This window comes from Microbispora sp. H11081, from assembly GCF_012999535.1.
Classification (GTDB): domain Bacteria; phylum Actinomycetota; class Actinomycetes; order Streptosporangiales; family Streptosporangiaceae; genus Microbispora.
The window spans coordinates 261,762-281,500 of sequence record NZ_JABBWV010000005.1; the positions used below are offsets into that span (position 1 = coordinate 261,762).

Below are 19,739 nucleotides of genomic sequence, written 5' to 3' on the forward strand. Positions count from 1 at the left end.
GCTCGAAAACGCGGATCACACGTTCCCACTGCTCGGTCGACGTCGAGGCCCGCCGCCGTCGTGAAGAACCGCTCGAACCTCGGCACCGCCATCACTTCTGCCATCGCCAGTCCCCTTCCTCCCCACGTTGAGCTCGCCCAGGAACCGGCCCGCGCCGTGGACCTCGGTGAGCTCATCCGGCCAGCGCATCGCCGACTCACTTCCGCAACACGGGCGCGGGCGACGCACCGGCCCGCTGGGCCACGACCCGCCCCAGCCGGAGGACGACGAGCGTCGGAACGGCTCGCACGTCGAAGCGCCGCGACGTCTCGGGCGCCTCGTCGATGTTCACCTTCACCAGCTTGATCCGCCCGGCCAACTCGGTGGCGACCTGCTGGAGCACCGGGCTCACCATGCGGCAGGGCCCACACCAGGACGCCCAGAAGTCGACGACGACCGGTATCCGCGCCGCCTCGGCGACCTCGGCGAAGTCCTCGTCCCCCGCGTCCACCACCCAGGGCAGCGACTCGCGGCACTCGCCACAGCGCGGTGCTCCCGCCCCCGTCTTGGGCACGCGGTTGTTCCGGCCGCAGTGCGGGCACCGGACGACGTTCGACTCCACGACCTTCGGCGGCATCGGTCAGCCCTCCGGGTTCTCGTACGTGACCACGATCTCGCCGCCGGACAGTTCCACCCGGATGGTCGCGCCGTCGCGGACGTCGCCGGCGACCAGCGCCCGCGCGACCCGGGTCTCCACCTCGCGGGCGATGTAACGCCGCAGCGGGCGGGCTCCGTAGATCGGGTCGAACCCGCGCTCGGCGATGTGGCGGACCGCCTCCGGGCTGATCTCGAGCGTCAACCTGCGCTCGGCGAGCCGCGCTCTGATGTCGTTGAACATCAGCTTGACGATCTGCTCGATCTCGGCCTCGGTGAGCGGCTTGAACAGCACGATGTCGTCGATGCGGTTGAGGAACTCGGGGCGGAAGCGGGCGCGCAGCTCCGCCATGACCATCTCGCGCACCTCCGGGTCGATCTCGCCTGACGGCGCGGCCTTCTCGCTGAGGTAGTGCGAGCCGATGTTGGACGTCATGATGATCACGGTGTTGCGGAAGTCGACCGTGCGCCCTTGGGCGTCGGTGAGCCGCCCGTCGTCCAGCACCTGCAGCAGGGTGTTGAACACGTCCGTGTGTGCCTTCTCGATCTCGTCGAAGAGCACCACGGAGTAGGGCTTGCGCCGCACGGCCTCGGTGAGCTGGCCGCCCTCCTCGTAGCCGACGTACCCGGGCGGGGCGCCAACGAGGCGGCTGACGGTGTGGCGCTCCTGGTATTCGCTCATGTCGACGCGGACGATGTTCTCCTCGGTGTCGAACAATGCCTCGGCCAGCGTCTTGGCCAGCTCGGTCTTGCCGACTCCGGTCGGCCCGAGGAAGATGAACGACCCGATCGGGCGGCGGGGGTCCTTGATCCCCGAGCGCGCCCGGATGATGGCGTCGGCGACCGCCCGCACGGCCTCGTCCTGGCCGATCACCCGCTGGTGCAGAATCTCGTCGAGCCGTAGCAGCTTCTCCCGCTCGCCCTCCTGCAGGCGGCTGATCGGGATGCCGGTCCACCGCGACACGATGCCGGCGATCTCCTCCTCGGTCACCACCTCGCGCAGCAGCCGGCGCCCGCCCTGCTTGCTCTCCAGCTGTTCCTCCGCGGCACGCAGCCTGCGCTCCAGTTCGGGGAGCCTGCCGTGTCGCAGCTCGGCCGCGCGGTTCAGGTCGTACATGCGCTCGGCCTGCTCGGCCTCCCGGCGTACGCTCTCGATTTCCTCGCGCAACTGCTGCACCTTGCGCAGGGCGTGCCGCTCGGCCTCCCACTGGGCCCGCATGGCGTCGGCCTCGGCCCGCAGGTCGGCCAGCTCCTTGCGTAGCGTCTCCAGGCGCTCCCGGCTCGCCGGGTCGTCCTCCTTGGCGAGCGCCGCCTCCTCGATCTCCAGCCGCGTCACCCGGCGGGTCAGCTCGTCCAGCTCCGCGGGCATCGAGTCGATCTCCGTACGGAGCATGGCGCACGCCTCGTCGACCAGGTCGATCGCCTTATCAGGGAGGAAGCGGTCGGAGATGTAGCGGTGGCTCAGCACAACCGCGGCGACGATCGCGCCGTCCTGGATCTTCACGCCGTGGAAGACCTCGAGCCGCTCGCGCAGCCCGCGCAGGATGGAGATGGAATCCTCGACTGACGGCTCGTCGACGAAGACGGGTTGGAAGCGGCGCTCAAGCGCGGCGTCCTTCTCGATGTGCTTGCGATACTCCGTCACGGTCGTCGCGCCGATCATGTGCAGCTCGCCGCGGGCCAGCATCGGCTTCAGCATGTTGCCGGCGTCCATCGCCCCCTCGGCGGCGCCCGCGCCGACCACCGTGTGCACCTCGTCGACGAACAGCAGGATGCGTCCCTCGGACGCCGTCACCTCGGTGAGCACGGCCTTCAGGCGCTCCTCGAACTCGCCGCGGTACTTCGCCCCCGCGACGAGCGCGCCCATGTCCAGGCTGAAGATCGTCTTGTCCTTCAGGCCCTCCGGTACGTCGCCGCGCGCGATGCGCTGCGCGAGGCCCTCCACGATCGCCGTCTTGCCCACACCCGGGTCGCCGATCAGGACCGGGTTGTTCTTGCTCTTGCGGGACAGGATCTGGATGACCCGGCGGATCTCGCCGTCCCGCCCGATGACCGGGTCGAGCTTGTCCGCCCGCGCCGCGGCGACGAGGTCGCGCCCATACTTCTCAAGCGCCTCGTAGGCGACCTCCGGATTGGCGGAGGTCACCCGCTGATTCCCGCGTGCCTGCGTCAGGACCTGCAGGAAGCGCTCACGGGTCAGCCCGTGTCCCTTGAGCAGCCGGCCCGCCGCGCTGTCGACGCCCTCGTCCAGCAGCGCCATCAGCAGGTGCTCGACCGACACGTACTCGTCCTTCAGCCGGCCGGCCTCCCGCTCGGCGGCATCGAACAGCCGCGACAGCCGTTGGGTGACGTAGACCTGGCCGGGGGCGGCGCCGGGACCGGTGACGCGGGGCCGCCGCTCCAGCTCGTGCTCCAGTTCGAGCCGGAGCTTGTCCGGGTCGGCGCCGGCGGCGGACAGCAGGCGCGGGACGAGCCCGTCGGGCTGCCGGACCAGCGCCAACAGCAGGTGCTCCCCGTCGACCTCGGTGTGTCCGAAGCGGATCGCCGCGGTCTGGGCGTCGTGCAGGGCCTCCTGCGACTTCTGCGTCAGGCGGTTCAGGTCCACGATCTGTCTCCGGTCCATCTCGTATGGGTGCGCAGAGCCGCCTCCAGCTCCGCGATGCGGTCCAGGAGGTCCGTCACGAGGCCGAGGGAGGCGTAGTTGACGGCGAGCCCCGCGTGCAGGCGTTGGAGTCGGCCCGCGGCGGCGACCTGGGCGGGCGGGAAGCACAGGCCGCCCGAGAAGCCGGTCCAGGCGTCGATCAGCCCGAGCGCCACCAGGCGGCGCACCAGTTCCGGGTGCAGCCCCGTGGCCCGGGAGAAGGACTCAAGGTCCAGGTGCCCGACGTCCACCTGGGCGAGCCGGACGAGCGGATAGGTCATGACGGGCTCCTCGGGTTGAACGTCGAGATCCTGGCCAGTTGCTCGTACAGGCGGCGCTCCTCGTCGCCGAGCGTGGGCGGCACCATGATCCGGGCCTCGGCCAGCAGGTCTCCGGGCCGGCCGCGCGGGTTCGGCATGCCCTGTCCACGCAGGCGCAGGCGACGCCCGGACGAGGTGCCCGGCGGCACCTTGACCTTCGCCTCCCCGCCGGGCGTGTCGACCGCGACGGTCGCCCCCAGCGCGGCCTCCGACGGCGTCAGCGGGAGGCGGACGTGGATATCGCGCCCTTCCAGGCGGTAGCGGTGGTGGTCGGCGATCCGCGCGATCAGATAGAGGTCGCCCGCACTGGCGCCGTCGCTGCCCGCACCGCCCTGGCCCGCGAGCCGGATCCGCTGGCCGTCGGTCAACCCGGGGGGAATGTTCACCTGGAGGGTCCGTCCGCCTCCCGGGCCGGGGATCGTGATGGTCCGCCGGCCGCCGCGGTAGGCCTCCTCCACCGTGAGCGGCAGCTCGGCCTCCTGGTCGGCGCCGGGCACCGGGCCCCAGCCGCGGCCGGTCGCGCCGCGCCTGCGCCTGCCGAAGACGCCACCGAGCAGGTCTTCGAGGTCGATGCCCTCGAAGCCCTCGCCGGTGGTGAAGTGGATCTCCTCCCCGCCGGGTCCGCGCGCCCAGGCGGGCCCCGGCCCCGCCCAGCCCGGCCCCGCGCCGGCTCCCGCTCCGGCGCGGGCGCGCGCGTACGCCGCTGGGTCCACGCCCTCGGGCACCCGGCGGAAGTCCGGCCCGAACGCGTCGTACCGCCGCCGCGTCCCGGGGTCCGACAGCACCTCGTACGCCTCCGAGACCTCCTTGAAGCGGTCCTCGGCGTCCGGGGCCTTGTTGACGTCGGGATGGTAGGTGCGGGCCAGCTTCCGGTAGGCCCGCTGGATCTCGTCCTGGTCCGCCGTCCTCGGCACTCCGAGAGCCTCGTAGAAGTCGCGCTCCGCCATCACTCGTCGGCTCTCGTGGAGACGACGACGGAGGCCGGGCGTAGTTGCAGCGCGCCGTCACCGTAGCCGGGCCGTACGACCTCGACGACGGTGCCGGGGTCGGCATCCGGGACGGCGACCGTGCTGACCGCCTCGTGCCTGGCGGGGTCGAACCGCGTGCCCACGTCGTCCCTGCGCGGGAAGCCGAGGCGCGCGAGGACGCCGACCGCCTGATCGCGGACGGCCCTGACACCCTCGATCACCGGGTCGGCGTCGGCGCCCGCGTGCCTCAGCGCGAGTTCGAGGTTGTCGATCACCGGCAGCCACTCGGCCGCGACGCGCGTACGCTCTTCGATCCGCTGCCGGTCCATATCGCGCGCGACACGCTTGCGGAGGTTGTCGAGCTCGGCGACGGCCCGCAGCCACCGGTCCTCCAGCTCGGCGAGCTTCTCCTCAACGGGTTCCTCGACGGCCTGCCGGGGCTCCGGAGGTGGTGTCTCATTCCGCTCGGTCATGTCATGTCACTGGCTATTCGGAGCTGGTGAACTCGGCGTCGATGACGTCCTCGTCCGAGGAGCCGGCGGCGGCCTGGCCGGGCCCGGCCTGAGTCGGCCCCTGGGTCTGGGCCTGGGCGGCGGACGCCGCCACGCCGAGGCCGTGATAGACCTGCTGTAGCTCCGCGGTGAGGCCGCGCAGCCGGTCGACGGGCACCTCTTCCTTGATCGCCTGACGCGCCTCCATGATCAGCTGCTCGGCCCGCGCCTTCTCGTGCACTGGGACGGCCTCGCCCAGCTCCGACAGCCGGCGTTCCACTTGGTGGGCGATCGAGTCCAGCTCGTTGCGCGCGTCGATCGCGGCGCGAAGCTGCGCGTCCTCGGCGCGGTGCCGCTCCGCGTCGGCGATCATCCGGTCGATCTCGCTCTTGTCCAGGTTGGAGCTCTCGCTGATCGTGATGCGCTGCTCGGCGCCGGTGTCCTTGTCCTTGGCGGAGACGTTCAGGATGCCGTTGGCGTCGATGTCGGTGGTGACCTCGATCTGCGGCACCCCGCGCGGCGCGGGCCGGATGTTCTCCAGCCGGAACCGGCCGAGCACCCGGTTGTCGGCGGCCCGCTCGCGCTCGCCCTGCAGGATGACCACGTCCACGGCCGACTGGTTGTCCTCCGCGGTGCTGAACGTCTCCGTGCGGCGGGCCGGGATCGTGGTGTTCCGCTCGATGATCTTCGTCATCACGCCGCCGAGCGTCTCGACGCCGAGCGACAGCGGCGTGACGTCCAGCAGCACGACGTCCTTCAGCTCGCCCTTGATGATGGCCGCCTGGACGGCCGCGCCGACGGCCACGACCTCGTCCGGGTTGACCGTCATGTTCGGGTCCTTGCCCGTCAGCCGCCGCACGAGTTGCTGCACGGCCGGCATGCGGGTGGAGCCGCCGACGAGGATCACCTCGTCGAGGTCGTTCGTCGTCAGCTTCGCGTCGGCCATGGCCTGCTCCACCGGACCCCGGCAGCGTTCGAGCAGGTCGTGGGTGATCTGCTCGAAGGTCGAGCGCATGAGCGTCGTGTTCAGGTGTTTGGGGCCGGTCGCGTCGGCCGTGATGAACGGCAGGCTGACCTGCGTCTGGGTGACCGCCGACAGCTCCACCTTGGCCTTCTCCGCGGCCTCGAACATCCGCTGGAGGGCCTGCGGATCGCGCCGCAGGTCGATGCCCTGCTGCTTGTGGAACTCGTCGGCCAGGTGGTCGACGATGCGCCGGTCGAAGTCGTCGCCGCCCAGGTGAGTGTCGCCCGAGGTGGCGCGGACCTCGATGACGCCCTCGCCGATGTCGAGGACGCTGACGTCGAACGTGCCCCCGCCCAGGTCGAACACGAGAACGGTCTCGTTGTCCTTCTTGTCCAGGCCGTATGCCAGGGCCGCCGCGGTCGGCTCGTTGATGATCCGCAGGACCTCCAGACCGGCGATCTTGCCGGCGTCCTTGGTGGCCTGCCGCTGCGCGTCGTTGAAGTACGCGGGCACCGTGACGACGGCCTCGTTGACCTTCTCCCCCAGGAACTTCCCGGCGTCCGAGGCCAGTTTGCGCAGCACGAAGGCGGAGATCTCCTCCGGCGCGTACAGCTTGTCGCGCACCTTGAACCGCACGGCGCCGTCCGGGCCCGGCACGACGTCGAACGAGACCGCCTTGATCTCGCTCTGCACCTCGTCGAACTTGCGCCCGATGAAGCGCTTGGCCGAATAGATCGTGCCCTTCGGGTTGAGGATCGCCTGGCGTCTGGCCATCTGGCCCACCAGCACCTCGCCCTGGTCCGTAAAGGCCACCACCGAGGGAGTCGTGCGCGACCCCTCGGCGTTCGGGACGACCGTCGGATGCGCGTCCTCGGTGGTCGCGATGACCGAGTTCGTCGTGCCGAGGTCGATGCCCACCGCCTTGGCCATGTCCTCATCCCCCTCCTGGCGCTCACCTGAGCGCAGCGGCCTCACGAGCATGCGTGAGCACGCGCCTGGCCTCGTCGGCGAACTCCGGGTCGACGAGGATGTCGTAGTGGTCGGCGACGACCGCAGGCATCGAGGCGAACGCCCGGTGCTGCACCACGTGACTGATCGCACCCCAGACGAGGCCGAAGATCAGCCCGAGCACGATCGAGGAGCCGATGGCCCATCCGGCCCACGGGCTGAAGATCGCGAATATCAAGCCGATAAGAAGACCGATCCAGCCACCGGTACCCGCGCCGGTGACGAGTGCTCTGCCGAGGCCCCATCGCCCGAGCACCTTCTCCTCCCACCGCAGATCGCAGCCCACGATGGTGACGTGTGCGATCGGGAAGTCGTGGCGGGCCAGGACGTCCACGGCGTGCTGGGCCGCGTCGTAGCTGCTGTAGGTGGCCAGCACCACCTTGTGGGGCCCTGCTGTTCTCGGGACGCTCACGGGACCAACCCCCTCGGCTATTCCAGCTCGTGAAGACGACTCGCGCCGCCGCCGATGCGCATCGGCCGGAGCGGGAGAACCGGAATCCACGCCACCTTCGATGTTGGCGGTATCAGGGCTCTACCAGCGAGAACAATCCCTATGACGCGTGTCCCCCCGTCGGCTTGTGGAACACCCGACGGGATTTTCGTCTTCCATGTCAGGATCCCGCCTGCCGTTCCCTCGCACCACTCTCCCTGCCCCTCATCTGCCTCCCATGAGCAGTAGCAAGTCGCCCAGGGGAGCGCCAGATCCGAAGGAGCACGTGGAGCTGGGCTCCCTATCTGCGAGCGATAAGGCTGAAGCGTTGCAGGGTGATCGCGCGCGCTTCATGGAACCAGAGTGGATCGCGGTGATCGCCGTCCTGGCCCGCTTCGCTTCGCGATGGGTCGACGGCAGACGAGAGATCGGTCGGCGACCGCTCGTAGCAGGGTGTCGATGATCCCGGGCTGCCAGGGTCGTGTCTCAGCGTAGAGCTGCGTATAGCTGCGGAAGTCGGGCTCTTAGCCAGTAAGCGAACGGCGGACACTCGGGCCACTGTCGGGCCCAGAGTTGGCTCAGCGCCTGCGGATCAAGGCCGCGATTGCGAATCACCGCGGTGTTCTATCCGACGATCTGGCGGACGACCAAATGGATTCAGACCCTCCCGTTGACCAGTGATCAAGGGCGGCTGAGCCGCGGCTGTAGTGCCAGGTGGCCACGGCGCCATCGCAGTGATGGCGGTAAGCCCCTGTTCCTGGCACTCTGCCCGACCATGGGAGTCTTCTTCGACTACTTCAGGGCAGCCACGGACGACGAAGCCGCGAACGTCTACGACTGGCCGGCAGGTCCCACCTGCCCGCCCCCCGGCATAGAGCCGAAAGACAGCGCCGAACTGAAGAGCATCGACCCGTACGTGATGATGGGAACCCTGGAGGCGCTGCTCACCGGCAGCCGATACGAGGACATCGCCGAGCGGCCCAGGCATGCCGCCACGCTGAGATTCAGCGATGACGGAGGACAGGGAATCCTGACCGTCACCGAGGAGTTCACCACTGCACTCGCCACCGCCACCGATGACCAGATCCGCGCCGCAGCGCACCTCTGGTCCCAGACCGAGGAGTTCTGGGGCCTCGCAGACCCGGCCGAACTCACCGAGCTACTCCAAGACCTACGCGACCTGGCAGTACGAGCCACCCAGCACCAACACCACCTGTACTGCTGGACATCACTCTGACGCCACAGCAGGGGCGAGCCCGGCCGGCCAGGCGCCGCCATCCCGCTGGACGGAACCGTCCGGCGGATCGATTCGCCGCCTGTCCGAGATGGCTCCCGCCGGCTGACGAAGCGGCGTGTCCGATCCCCGGTTCCGGCCTGGATCGCCGCATCTCCCGATAAGCGGGACAGGCAGGGGCTTGTTAGCGTGACGGGACAACGGACGCCTGGAGGCCGCGATGGCAGCAGGAACCTCGGAGGACCTGTGGCGCGGGGAGGACCTGTGGCGCGAGATCCGCATCGCGCTCAAGAGGACTGGTGACGGGTTCGCCGATCTGGTGTCCTCCGCGCCCGACCCCCAGGCGATGGTGACCGAGGAGTGGTCCGTCGCCGACACCGCGGCTCACCTGGTCTCGATCTGCGCGTACTACCCGTACCTTCTCGGAGGCGTCTCCAACCCGTTCCCTACTCTCGTGGACCGCATTCTGTCCACCAATGTGGACAAGGTCGCGGAACTCAACCACCACGTCATGCGCGAGCTCACCGAGCGGGACCCCCGGGCGCTCGCCGAGCGCCTGCGAGGCCACATCGGCGACATCCTGCGGCTGAGCGAGAGCCTCGACCCCGGCCACACGGTGACCTGGCTCGGCTCCGCCCGGCTGCCCGTCTCCGGGTTGCTGGCGCATCTGGTCAACGAGTTCATGATCCACGGCTGGGACGTCGCCCGGGCGACCGGCGCTCCCTGGCCGATGTCCCGCGGAGACGCCGGCCTCTTCTTCGACCTGTTCCTGACCGACCTCATCCGCCACGGCACCGGTTCGCTGCTCGACACCGGAGAACCGCCGCACCCGCGCCGCATCGCCGTGGAGTTCCGGTCGCGGCACACCCGCCCCGCGACGCTGGTGCTGCGGAACGGGACACTGACCGTGGAGGAGCCGGGGCCCGGAGCCGACGTACGCGTCCGGTTCGACCCGGTCGCCCTCAACCTGATGCTGTTCGGGCGGCTGAGCCGGGCCAGGGCGGCGCTGACCGGCAAGATCGTGATCACCGGGCGCCGTCCCTGGCTGCTGCCGGCCTTCCTGCGCAAGGTCCGCCTGCCCGCCAACTCGTACCCGGGCCCGTAAGGAGCCTCCGATCCCGCTTTCGTCGGTGAGGGCGTCCTGCCGCTACTAGGGTTGAGGACGTGAGTCCGAGGCCGGCGCGCGCGGTGGACGCCGAGGAGAAAGTCGACCGGCAGACGCGGATCCTCGACGCGGCGCTCCGGCTGCTGTCCCTGCAGGGCATATCCGGGGTCAGCATGCGTGCCGTCGCCCGTGAGGCCGGGGTCTCGCTCGGGCTGGTCAACTACCACTACGAGGACAAGACGAGCCTGATCCGCGCGGCCCTGCACCGCATCGAGGAGCAGGACATCGCGCTGGTCGAGCCGGATCCCGCCCTGGAGCCTGAGGAGCGGCTGCGGGCCGCGCTGAAGCGGGTGGCCGACCCCGAGTTCCTGACGACGGAATACCTGTCTCTGCGGCTCCAGCTCTGGGCGCTCGCCCAGGCCCACGAGGACTTCGAGCGCATCAACACGGCGGCCCAGAAGCGCTACCGTGCCGGGCTCGCCGCCCTCATTCACGCGGCACGCCCGGAGCTGTCGGCGGACGAGTGCGAGGAGCGGGCCGCGGACATCGACGTCATCCAGAACGGCCTGTGGCTCACGGCCCTGCTCGGGCTCGACCGCGAGTCGATCGGCAGGAACGTCCGTCGCTGCGAGGAGATCGCGCTCGCCGGTTGACCACTACACAGACCCTGAACGAACGTTCAGGAATGGATTGAACGATCGTTCAGTCGAACGTATGCTCCCCCCATGGCACCCGTCACGATGGCCGACGTACGCCGGGTCGGCGCCGGCTACCACCAGGACCCCGGCCGATCGATGTCACTGCGGTCGGAGGCGTACACGGACCCGCGGTGGCTTGAGACCGACGTCCGGGCGATCTTCGCCAGGACCTGGCAACTGGTCTGCCACGTGGAGAAGCTCCGGTCACCCGGCGGCTACGTGTCGGCCACCGTCGCGGGCATGCCGATCGCGGTCGTACGCGACCGCGACGGGGCGCTGCGCGCGTTCTACAACGTCTGCAAGCACCGCGCCCACGAACTGCTCTCCGGCTCCGGCACCACCCGCGCCATCGTCTGTCCGTACCACGCCTGGACCTACGGCCTGGACGGACGGCTCAGGGCGGCCCGGCGCACCAGCGGGATGGCGGACTTCGACAAGAACGAGATCTGCCTCGACCAGGTGCTCGTGGAGGAGTTCGGCGGCTTCGTCTACGTGAACCTGGACCCGTCCGCCGCTCCGCTGGGCGAGCAGGCCGGGGACCTGGCCGCCGAGATCGCCAGGTGGGCCCCCGACGTGGCCGAACTGACCTTCGCGAAGCGGTTGACCTACGACATCGCGTCCGACTGGAAGAACGTCATCGACAACTTCCTTGAGTGCTACCACTGTCACATCGCGCACAAGGAGTTCGTCGACCTCGTCGACATGGACACCTACGAGGTGAAGACCCACGGCATCTGGTCGAGCCACTTCGCCGAGGCGGGCAAGCAGGAGAACGCCGCGTACGACGTCGCGGGCGCGTCGGTCACTGAGCACGCCGTCTGGTGGCTGTGGCCCAACACCTGTCTGCTGCGCTACCCCGGCCGCGGCAACTTCATGGTCCTGCAGGTGATCCCCGCCGGTCCGGGCCGGACCCTGGAGACCTGGGACTTCTACTTCGAGACGGCCGAACTCATGGACGCCGAGGTGGAGGCCGTGCGGTACATCGACGAGGTGCTGCAGCAGCAGGACATCGCCATCGTGGAGAGCGTCCAGCGGGGCATGAGCACCCCGGCCTTCGACCAGGGCCGCATCGTCTACGACCCGTCCGGCTCCGGGCTGTCCGAGCACGGCGTGCACCACTTCCACGGCCTCGTCCTCGACGCGTACCGGTCGTGGGTGGAAGGGACACCAGGCCGCCCGGCCCACCCGGCCTAACCGCGCGGCGCGTACATGATGACCAGGACGCCTACCAGGCAGACGGCGGCCCCGGCCAGATCCCATCGGTCGGGGCGGAAGCCGTCCACCACCATGCCCCAGACCAGCGAGCCGGCGACGAACACGCCTCCGTACGCCGCGAGGATCCGGCCGAAGTTGGCGTCCGGCTGGAAGGTCGCCACCAGGCCGTAGAGGCCGAGCGCGACGAACCCCGCCCCGACCCACAGCAGCCCGCGCTGCTCTCGCACTCCCTGCCAGACCAGCCAGGCGCCGCCGATCTCGGCGAGCGCGGCGACGACGAACAGCAGGAGAGAGCGCGCGACGGTCATGGCCGCGACTGTAGAGGACGTGTCACCGTCCCCCGGGGGCCGCGTTCCGCCCGGCGGGGCAGGCGCGTACGCAATGCCGGCCACGCGATGACCACGCGTTATTGTGGCGAGTCATCCCTGTTGGTCAGCCGGGGGTATCCTGCTGCCCACGTGCCCCTGATTTCCCCTGAATATTCCGCGGGGCACGCCGTGGGGCAACGGCATGACACGAAGCCCGGAGCGGGTGGGCGAGGCTCGGCGCGAACGGAGGGGTGTCAGGTGACGCGCTACGAGGACGCCGAGCAGGTACCGCGTACGGCGGACTGGGCCGGGGTGTTCGGCGTCGACGAAGAGGTCGGCCGCGACCTGGCGCTGGTGGACTGGGCGGCGACGCCACTGGGACCGCCGGACGAGTGGCCGCAGAGCCTGCAGACGGCGGTGAGCATCCTGCTGTCGTCCCGGTTCTCCATGTGGATGGCGTGGGGGCCGGAGCTGACGTTCTTCTGCAACTCCGCCTACCGCCGCGACACCCTGGGCCGGAAATACCCGTGGGCGCTCGGCCGCCCGGCCAGCGAGGTCTGGGCGGAGATCTGGGGCGACATCGGCCCACGGATCGAGGCCGTGCTGGACACGGGGAAGGCGACCTGGGACGAGGCGCTCCTGCTGTTCCTCGAGCGGTCCGGCTACCCCGAGGAGACCTACCACACGTTCTCCTACAGTCCCCTGCGCGACGACTCCGGCGCCGTGGTCGGCATGCTGTGCGTCGTCAGCGAGGAGACCGAGCGGGTCATCGGCGAGCGGCGCATGGCGACCCTGCGGGACCTCGGCTCCGACCCCAGCGTGGTCCGCACCGAGCAGGAGATGCTGGCCTTCGCCTGCCGGCAGCTCGGCCGCAACTCGCACGACCTGCCGTTCACCCTGACTTACCTCTATAAGGACGACGGCGGCGGCGCGTGGCTGGCGGGTGCGACCGGGATCCCGGCCGGGCATCCGGCGGCCCCTGTCACTCTGCCGGCCGACGACCAGAACGCGGTGTGGCCTTCGACGGTGCTGGCCAGGGGAGAGCCGGTGCTCGTCCCGCTCGACGGTCCCGCGTACGCGGGGCTGCCGTCGGGGGGCTGGTCGGAGCCGCCCACGCAGGCGCTGGTGGTGCCGCTGCTCCAGCAGGGCAGCGCGCCGTACGGGTTCCTCGTGTGCGCGCTCAACCGCTACCGCCGCCTCGACGAGGTCTACCAGGGGTTCATCGAACTGGCCGCGGGACACGTCGCGGCGGGCGTCGCGAGCGCGCGCAGCTACCAGGCCCAGCAGCGGCGGGCGGAGGAGCTGGCCGAGCTCGACCGCGCGAAGACGGTCTTCTTCTCCAACATCAGCCACGAGTTCCGCACCCCGCTGACCCTGATCATGGGCCCGGTGGAGGAGCTGCGCGGCCATCTGCAGGGGGCCGGCGCGCAGGTGCGCGAGGAGCTGGAGGTCATCCGCCGCAACGGGTTGCGGCTGGGGAAGCTGGTCAACACCCTGCTGGACTTCTCCCGCATAGAGGCCGGCCGCATGCAGGCCAGGTACGAACCGGTCGACCTGGCCACGGTCACCGCCGAGCTGGCCAGCCTCTTCCGCTCCGCGATCGACAAGGCAGGGCTGGAGTTCCGGGTCGAGTGCCCTCCCCTGGACGAGCCGGTGTACATCGACCGCGGCATGTGGGAGAAGGTGGTGCTCAACCTCCTCAGCAACGCGCTGAAGTTCACCTTCGACGGGTCGATCGGCGTCGAGGTGCGCGGGGAGGACGCCCACGCCGTGGTGACCATCACCGACACGGGCATCGGCATCCCCGCGGCGGAGCTGCCGCGGCTGTTCGAGCGCTTCCACCGCATCGAGAACGCCCGCTCGCGGTCCAACGAGGGCAGCGGCATCGGGCTGGCTCTCGTGCAGGAGCTGGTCGGCCTGCACGGCGGCACCATCGCCGCCGACAGCACCGAGGGCGAGGGCACCCGCTTCACCATCCGCATGCCGTACGGCGCCGCGCATCTCCCCGATGACGTGATCACGACGGCCGGCACGGGCACCACGGGCACCGCCGCCGACCCGTTCGTCGAAGAGGCGCTGCGCTGGCTGCCCGCGGACGACGACGGCGAGCCCGCCGGGGTCGTCACGGAGATGACGCACCAGGAAGGGCCCGTGATCTCCGGGAGTTCCGCGGTCCCGGCGCGTGTGCTGGTCGCCGACGACAACGCCGACATGCGGGGCTACCTCGTCCGCCTGCTCAAGGGCGCGGGCTATGTCGTCGACACCGCGAGCGACGGGATGGAGGCCCTCGACGCCATCCACGCGGAGATCCCCGACCTGGTCGTCAGCGACGTGATGATGCCCCGCCTGGACGGCCTGTCCCTGGTCGCGGCGCTGCGGGCCGATCCGCGTACCGCGACCATCCCCGTGGTGCTGCTGTCGGCGCGGGCGGGCCAGGAGGCGTCCATCGAAGGGCTGCAGGCGGGGGCCGACGACTACCTGGTCAAGCCCTTCGCCGCGGCGGAACTGCTCGCGCGGGTGCGGGCCACCATGGACATGGCGCGGCTGCGTCAGCACCAGGCGCGCTGGCGTACGGCGCTGGTGAACTCGATGCAGGAGGCGTTCTTCGTCTGTGACGAGGACGGCGCCGTCATCGAGATCAACAAGGCGTTCGCCGACATCCTCGGCTACGGCCCGGAGAACCTGCCCTACCGGCCGATCCACCCGTGGTGGCCGGACGCCGCCGTCGATCCCGAGGCCCACCAGCAGGTCGCCGACGCGTTCAACGGACTTCTCGGCCCCGGGCAGGGCAGCTACACCATCCCCGTCACCCACGGCGACGGGCACCGGCTGTGGGTCAGCGTCAACTTCAACCGGGCGCAGGACCCCGACACCGGGCGCAGGGTCGTCGTCGGCACGATCCGCGACGTCACCGCCGAGCACTACGCCATCCAGCGCGAAAGCGCGCTCGCCTCCCTGAGCACCCGCCTGTCCCAGGCGGGGAGCCTGTCCGACGCGCTGACCGGCGCGCTGGAGGAGCTGCGGATCCTGTGGCGGGCCAAGTCCGTGCTGGCGGCCGTCTTCGCCCAGGGCGAAGGGGAGGAGCCGTCGCTGACCGCGACGGACGCGACCGTCGACTGGCACGGGCTGTCCGCGGAACGCCGCCGGACGCTCGCCGGCATGGCGAAGCGGCCGCTGCTCACCCCGGTCGCCGAGCGCGACGGGGTCGGCGTCCTGCTGGAGCACCCCGACGGGCCGATGGCGCTGTGGGTCGACCTGGGCTACCGGTCCTTCACGAGCGAGGACCAGGTGCTGCTGTCGCTGCTGGCCGGGCGGCTCGCGCAGGGACTGGTCCGCGCCCACCAGATCGACCAGCAGCGCGAGACCGCGATCGCGCTCCAGCGGGCCATCCTCGGCCCCGCGCAGCTTCCCGACGGGTTCGCCGTACGCTACGAGCCCGCGACCCGGCCGCTGGAGGTGGGCGGCGACTGGTACGACACCATCGCCCTGCCGGGCGGACGCATCGGCATCGTCGTCGGCGACTGCGTGGGACGCGGCGTGGACGCCGCCGCCGTCATGGGACAACTGCGCAGCGCCTGCCGCGCGCTGCTGCTGCAGGACGCCAGCCCGGCCCGCGTGCTCATGGCGCTCGACCAGTTCGCCGCCGGTGTGCCAGGAGCGAAGTGCACCACGGTCTTCTGCGGTGTCCTCGACCCGGAGACCGGACGTCTGTCGTACTCCAGCGCCGGGCACCCCCCGGGCATCCTCGCCCACCCCGACGGCAGCACCGGCCTGCTCGACGGCGGACGTTCCGTTCCCCTGGCCGTCCGCCCCGGGGCGGAGCGGCCGGAGGGCGAGACGGTCATCCCCGCCCGTGCCACGCTCATGCTCTACACGGACGGCCTGGTCGAACGCCGCCGCCGCTCGCTGTACTCCGGCATCGACCAGGCCAGCCAGGCCGTACAGGACGGCAGGAACGTCGCGGTCGACGACCTCGCGACGCAGGTGATGATCCGCCTGGCGCCCGCCGACGGCTACGACGACGACGTCGCTCTGCTGCTCTACCGGCACCCGGCCCCGCTGGAGATGACGTTCCCCGCCGAGTCGTCGCAGCTCGCGCCGGTTCGCAAGGCGCTGCGCAGCTGGCTCGGCCAGTGCGACCTGCCGGCCCAGATCGTCCAGAACGTCCTGGTCGCCGCAGGTGAGGCGTGTGCCAACGCCATCGAGCACGGCCATCGCCACGCACCAGGCGACATCGTCCGCCTCCGGGCCGAGGCGTCCGTGGACAACCTGCGTCTCACCGTCGCCGACACGGGCCGCTGGAAGGCCCCACAACCCGAGGTGAACGCCCACCGCGGCCGCGGCGTCGCCCTCATGCGCGCCATGATGCAGCAGGTCACCATAACCCCGGGACCGTCCGGCACCACCGTCGACATGCAGATGAGGATCGCCTGATGATCACGCCGCTCACTCTCACCCCCGGCAATGGCCCGGACGGCGCCGCTCTGCTGACCGTCGCCGGTGAGATCGACATGAGCAACACCGACGCCCTCGCGGCCGCTCTCGAAAGCACCCCGGGGCCCGTCGTCCTCGACCTGAGCTCCGTCGAATACCTGGACAGCGCCGGGCTGAGCGTCCTGTTCGCCCACGCCGACCACATCACGCTCGTCGCCAACCCTCTGCTGACGCCCGTCCTGACCATCTCCGGGCTGGCGGACCTCGTCGGCGTCGCCGGCGGTGACTCCGGCGTCCGATAGCGGGCGCTCAGCGGGCGTTCCCGCCTCCTCCTCCGGTCATATCGCCGTAAACGAGATTTGCTCTTTCTTGCGTTGATCTCTTTACACGAGTCATGTGATAGTTGACTATCAAGTGGCTGCTCGACGGCTCGTGGTGAAACGGCGATCCGCTCTGGAGGCATCGTGACCACTGTCGAACCCCGGATCTTCCCCTTCGGCCAGGTGGACCGGCTGGAGGTGGATCCCCTCTTCTTCCGGTTGCGGCAGGAGGAACCGCTGTGCCGGGTCCGGCTGCCCTACGGTGAACCCGCGTGGCTCGCGACCCGCTATGAGGATGTCAAGGTCGTGCTCGGCGACCCGCGGTTCAGCCGGGCCGCGGCGATCGGCCGCGACGAGCCGCGGATGCGGCCCCACCGGTCCCGCCCCGGCGGCATCCTCAGCTTCGACCCGCCCGAGCACAGCAGGCTGCGCAGGCTGGTGTCGAAGGCGTTCACCGTACGGCGGATCGAGTCGCTGCGGCCCCGGACCCAGGAGATCGCCGACGATCTCGTCGGCGCGATGCTGGCGAAGGGCGCCCCGGCCGACCTCGTCGAGGACTTCGGGCTGCCGCTGCCGATCACGGTCATCTGCGAGTTGCTGGGCGTGCCCGTCGAGGACCGGGTCGACTTCCGCACCTGGTCGGACGCGCTTCTGTCCACCACGCGGTTCACCCCCGAGGAGGTGATGCGCTGCATGGGGCTGCTCAGGGAGTACATGGCGGGGCTCATCGCCCAGCGCCGGCAGACCCCGAAGGACGACCTGCTCACCGCGCTCGTCGCGGCCCGAGACAACGAGGAGCGGCTGTCGGAGGAGGAGATGCTGTCGCTGGCCGAGGCGCTGCTGGTCGCCGGCCACGAGACCACGGCCACGCAGATCCCCAACTTCGTCTACGTGCTGCTCACCCACCCCGAGCAGCTCGCGACGCTGCGCGCGGACCTCGACCTGATCCCCGGTGCCGTCGAGGAGCTGATGCGTTTCGTGCCGCTCGGCGGCGGCGCCTCCATCGCGCGCTACGCGCTGGAGGACGTCGAGCTGGGCGGCGTCACGGTGCGCGCCGGTGAGCCGGTCGTCGTGAGCCTGGTGTCGGCCAACCGTGACGAGTCGGTCTACACGAACCCCGACGACCTCGAGTTCGACCGTCAGCAGGCCTCGCACGTGGGGTTCGGGTACGGGGCGCACCACTGCCTCGGCGCCCCGCTCGCCCGGATGGAGCTGCAGGTCGCGCTGCGTACGCTGCTCACCCGGCTGCCGGGGCTCCGCCTCGCCGGCTCCGAGGACGACGTCGTGTGGAAGACGGGGTTGTCCACCCGGGGGCCCGAGCACATGCTTGTCACATGGGACCGGCCCTGACGCCCGTACGGAACTAATTAATAGTCACCTATCACTTGGCTATCCTGTGGGAATGATCACTGAGAGCTCGCGACGGCCGCGCGCCGACGCCGCACGCAACTCCGGCAGGATCGTGCGCGCGGCCCGGGAGGTCTGGGCCGAGCAGGGGCCCGACGCGCTGCTCGAAGACATCGCCCGCCGCGCCGGTGTGGGCATCGCGACCCTCTACCGCCACTTCCCCGACAAGGCGGGCCTGGTCAGGGCGGCCCTCGACCAGAGCTTCGCCGAGGACATCGCCCCCGTCGTCGAGCGGGCGCTCGACGACGACGATCCCCGGCGTGGTCTGGCCACTGTGCTGGAAGCGGCGATGTCCACGGCGGCCCGTGAACGCAACACCCTGGCCGCCGCCCGCAACTCCGGCGCCGTCACCGCCGAGGCCAGCAGCCCGTTCGTCGAGTCGCTGACCCTGCTGGCCCGGCGCGGGCAGGAGGCCGGTGTCATCCGCGAGGACCTCGTCCCCGGCGACCTGCCGAGGATCATGGTCATGCTGATGGGCGTGCTGTGGACGATGGAACCCGGCAGTGACGGCTGGCGGCGCTACCTCGCGCTCGTCCTCGACGCCCTGTCTCCCGGCGCGGCCTCCCCGCTGCCGGCCGCCGTGCCGCTCAGGTCGGCGCGCAGGCGGGGCGGCTGGCCCGTGTGACGCACGGGCGGCCTACGGCGAGCGGGTCGCGTCGTGATCCGGTCCGGGAGCGGTGAGCCTGGCGAGCGCGGCGGCCGAGGGCGTTCCGGGCTCGGCCTGGTAGGCGATGACGACCTGGCCGTCCGTCCCGGCGACCGTCAGGCTGTGACGCCGCAGGACGAGCGGTCCGGCGACGGGATGGGCGAACTCCTTCGTCTCGTCTCGCGTCGGGCGGACGTCGTGGCGTTCCCACAGGCGGCGGAAGTCCTCGGAGGCCGCCGACAGCTCCTCGACCAGCTCGCGCAGGGCCGGGTCGCCGAGGTCGGCGCTGGCCACGGCCCGGAGCGCGGCGACCGAGCCGGCGGCGACGGCGTCCCATTGGGGGAACAGCGCCCGAGCGTAAGGATCGAGGAAGACGTCTCGGACGAGGTTGCGGCCGGGCCGATACATGGGCGCGAGGGCCATCGCCCGCGCGTTGGCGGCCAGCACGTCGAACCGCCGTCCCCGCAGGTAGGCGGGTACGCCCACCCACGCGTCGAGGAGAGAGCCGGCCCCCGGGGCCGGTCGCTCGGGCGGCCGGCGGGCCGGGCCGCCGTTCGGTCTCGACGCGTCACGGGCCAGGGCGTGCAGGTGGGCCGTGAGGTCGGCGTCGAGGCGCAGGGCGGCCCCGAGCGCGTCGAGCACCTGCTCGGAGGGGTTGCGGTCCCGGCCCTGCTCGAGTCGGGTCAGGTAGGCGAGGCTGACGCCCGCGAGCGCGGCCAGTTCGTCGCGGCGCAGCCCGGCCACGCGGCGCCGCCCGAACGCGGGCAGCCCGGCGTCCTCCGGGCGTACGAGCGCGCGGCGGGCCTTGAGGAAGCTGCCGAGAGCGTTGGTGCCGGGCATGTCACCCGCCACTGTACGCAGTGCCCGATGGTGACCCTGTCACGGTGATGGCTGCCCGTCCCACGGGTGGGCAGAGT

The 19,739-nt window shown here is 70.7% G+C and carries 17 protein-coding genes; 8 read left to right on the plus strand and 9 right to left on the minus strand.

The features are described 5' to 3' along the window. Nucleotides 1–196 precede the first annotated feature (196 nt). Genes trxA through HHX31_RS16130 form a run of 7 tightly spaced genes read right to left on the minus strand, consistent with a single transcriptional unit; the run spans nt 197 to nt 7,437 of the window. Nucleotides 197–616 carry a thioredoxin gene (gene trxA / locus HHX31_RS16100; protein ID WP_211589783.1) on the minus strand — a complete coding sequence of 140 codons (420 nt, stop codon included), beginning with the start codon at nt 614–616 and terminating at the stop codon, nt 197–199. Between the two features lie 3 nt (nt 617–619). Beyond that, nucleotides 620–3,238, minus strand: a complete 2,619-nt coding sequence (gene clpB / locus HHX31_RS16105) for an ATP-dependent chaperone ClpB (RefSeq protein ID WP_169949278.1) — start codon at nt 3,236–3,238, stop codon at nt 620–622. Next, a complete protein-coding gene (locus tag HHX31_RS16110; protein WP_169949083.1) occupies nt 3,229–3,555 on the minus strand; it encodes a chaperone modulator CbpM in 327 nt (108 codons plus the stop codon). Before HHX31_RS16110 ends, clpB begins: the two co-directional genes overlap by 10 nt. After that, nucleotides 3,552–4,541: a DnaJ C-terminal domain-containing protein gene (locus HHX31_RS16115; RefSeq protein WP_169949084.1), complete on the minus strand. Its 990-nt coding sequence runs from the start codon at nt 4,539–4,541 to the stop codon at nt 3,552–3,554. Before HHX31_RS16115 ends, HHX31_RS16110 begins: the two co-directional genes overlap by 4 nt. After that, entirely contained in the window at nt 4,541–5,035 is a 495-nt protein-coding gene (locus HHX31_RS16120) for a nucleotide exchange factor GrpE (protein WP_169949085.1), read from the minus strand. Before HHX31_RS16120 ends, HHX31_RS16115 begins: the two co-directional genes overlap by 1 nt. Nucleotides 5,036–5,048: 13 nt before the next feature. Beyond that, nucleotides 5,049–6,947: a molecular chaperone DnaK gene (gene dnaK / locus HHX31_RS16125; protein ID WP_169949086.1), complete on the minus strand. Its 1,899-nt coding sequence runs from the start codon at nt 6,945–6,947 to the stop codon at nt 5,049–5,051. A 22-nt stretch (nt 6,948–6,969) separates the two neighbouring features. Continuing rightward, nucleotides 6,970–7,437 (minus strand): general stress protein, encoded by a 468-nt coding sequence (locus HHX31_RS16130; RefSeq protein WP_169949087.1) that lies wholly within the window; start codon nt 7,435–7,437, stop codon nt 6,970–6,972. 793 nt (nt 7,438–8,230) lie between these two features. Between HHX31_RS16130 and HHX31_RS16135 the strand changes: the two genes are divergently transcribed. From HHX31_RS16135 to HHX31_RS16150, 4 genes are all read left to right on the plus strand, one after another. After that, nucleotides 8,231–8,692 carry a hypothetical protein gene (locus HHX31_RS16135; RefSeq protein WP_169949088.1) on the plus strand — a complete coding sequence of 154 codons (462 nt, stop codon included), beginning with the start codon at nt 8,231–8,233 and terminating at the stop codon, nt 8,690–8,692. 217 nt (nt 8,693–8,909) lie between these two features. Then, on the plus strand, nt 8,910–9,794 hold the full coding sequence (locus HHX31_RS16140) for a maleylpyruvate isomerase N-terminal domain-containing protein (RefSeq protein WP_169949089.1): 885 nt from the start codon (nt 8,910–8,912) through the stop codon (nt 9,792–9,794). A 59-nt stretch (nt 9,795–9,853) separates the two neighbouring features. Continuing rightward, a complete protein-coding gene (locus tag HHX31_RS35685; RefSeq protein WP_311931821.1) occupies nt 9,854–10,447 on the plus strand; it encodes a TetR/AcrR family transcriptional regulator in 594 nt (197 codons plus the stop codon). 72 nt (nt 10,448–10,519) lie between these two features. Beyond that, the gene (locus tag HHX31_RS16150) at nt 10,520–11,686 is read left to right on the plus strand and encodes an SRPBCC family protein (protein WP_211589785.1); all 1,167 of its coding nucleotides are present in this window, start codon (nt 10,520–10,522) and stop codon (nt 11,684–11,686) included. Here the strand turns inward: HHX31_RS16150 and HHX31_RS16155 are convergent. Then, a complete protein-coding gene (locus tag HHX31_RS16155; protein ID WP_169949090.1) occupies nt 11,683–12,015 on the minus strand; it encodes a YnfA family protein in 333 nt (110 codons plus the stop codon). The genes HHX31_RS16150 and HHX31_RS16155 overlap by 4 nt on opposite strands. A gap of 258 nt (nt 12,016–12,273) precedes the next feature. Between HHX31_RS16155 and HHX31_RS16160 the strand changes: the two genes are divergently transcribed. The 4 genes from HHX31_RS16160 (at nt 12,274) to HHX31_RS16175 (ending at nt 18,801) form a co-directional block, all read left to right on the plus strand. Next, nucleotides 12,274–16,449, plus strand: a complete 4,176-nt coding sequence (locus HHX31_RS16160) for a SpoIIE family protein phosphatase (protein ID WP_311931822.1) — start codon at nt 12,274–12,276, stop codon at nt 16,447–16,449. Then, complete coding sequence (locus HHX31_RS16165; protein WP_169949092.1) at nt 16,449–16,751, plus strand: STAS domain-containing protein; 303 nt, start codon at nt 16,449–16,451, stop codon at nt 16,749–16,751. The genes HHX31_RS16160 and HHX31_RS16165 overlap by 1 nt, the downstream gene beginning before the upstream one ends. A gap of 162 nt (nt 16,752–16,913) precedes the next feature. Continuing rightward, nucleotides 16,914–18,119, plus strand: coding sequence for a cytochrome P450 (locus HHX31_RS16170; RefSeq protein ID WP_169949093.1), 1,206 nt, complete (start codon nt 16,914–16,916; stop codon nt 18,117–18,119). Nucleotides 18,120–18,171: 52 nt separating this feature from the next. Next, nucleotides 18,172–18,801 carry a TetR/AcrR family transcriptional regulator gene (locus HHX31_RS16175; RefSeq protein WP_169949094.1) on the plus strand — a complete coding sequence of 210 codons (630 nt, stop codon included), beginning with the start codon at nt 18,172–18,174 and terminating at the stop codon, nt 18,799–18,801. Between the two features lie 12 nt (nt 18,802–18,813). Here HHX31_RS16175 and HHX31_RS16180 read toward each other — a convergent pair whose 3' ends face one another. Beyond that, nucleotides 18,814–19,662 (minus strand): helix-turn-helix domain-containing protein, encoded by an 849-nt coding sequence (locus HHX31_RS16180; protein WP_169949095.1) that lies wholly within the window; start codon nt 19,660–19,662, stop codon nt 18,814–18,816. Nucleotides 19,663–19,739: the final 77 nt, after the last annotated feature.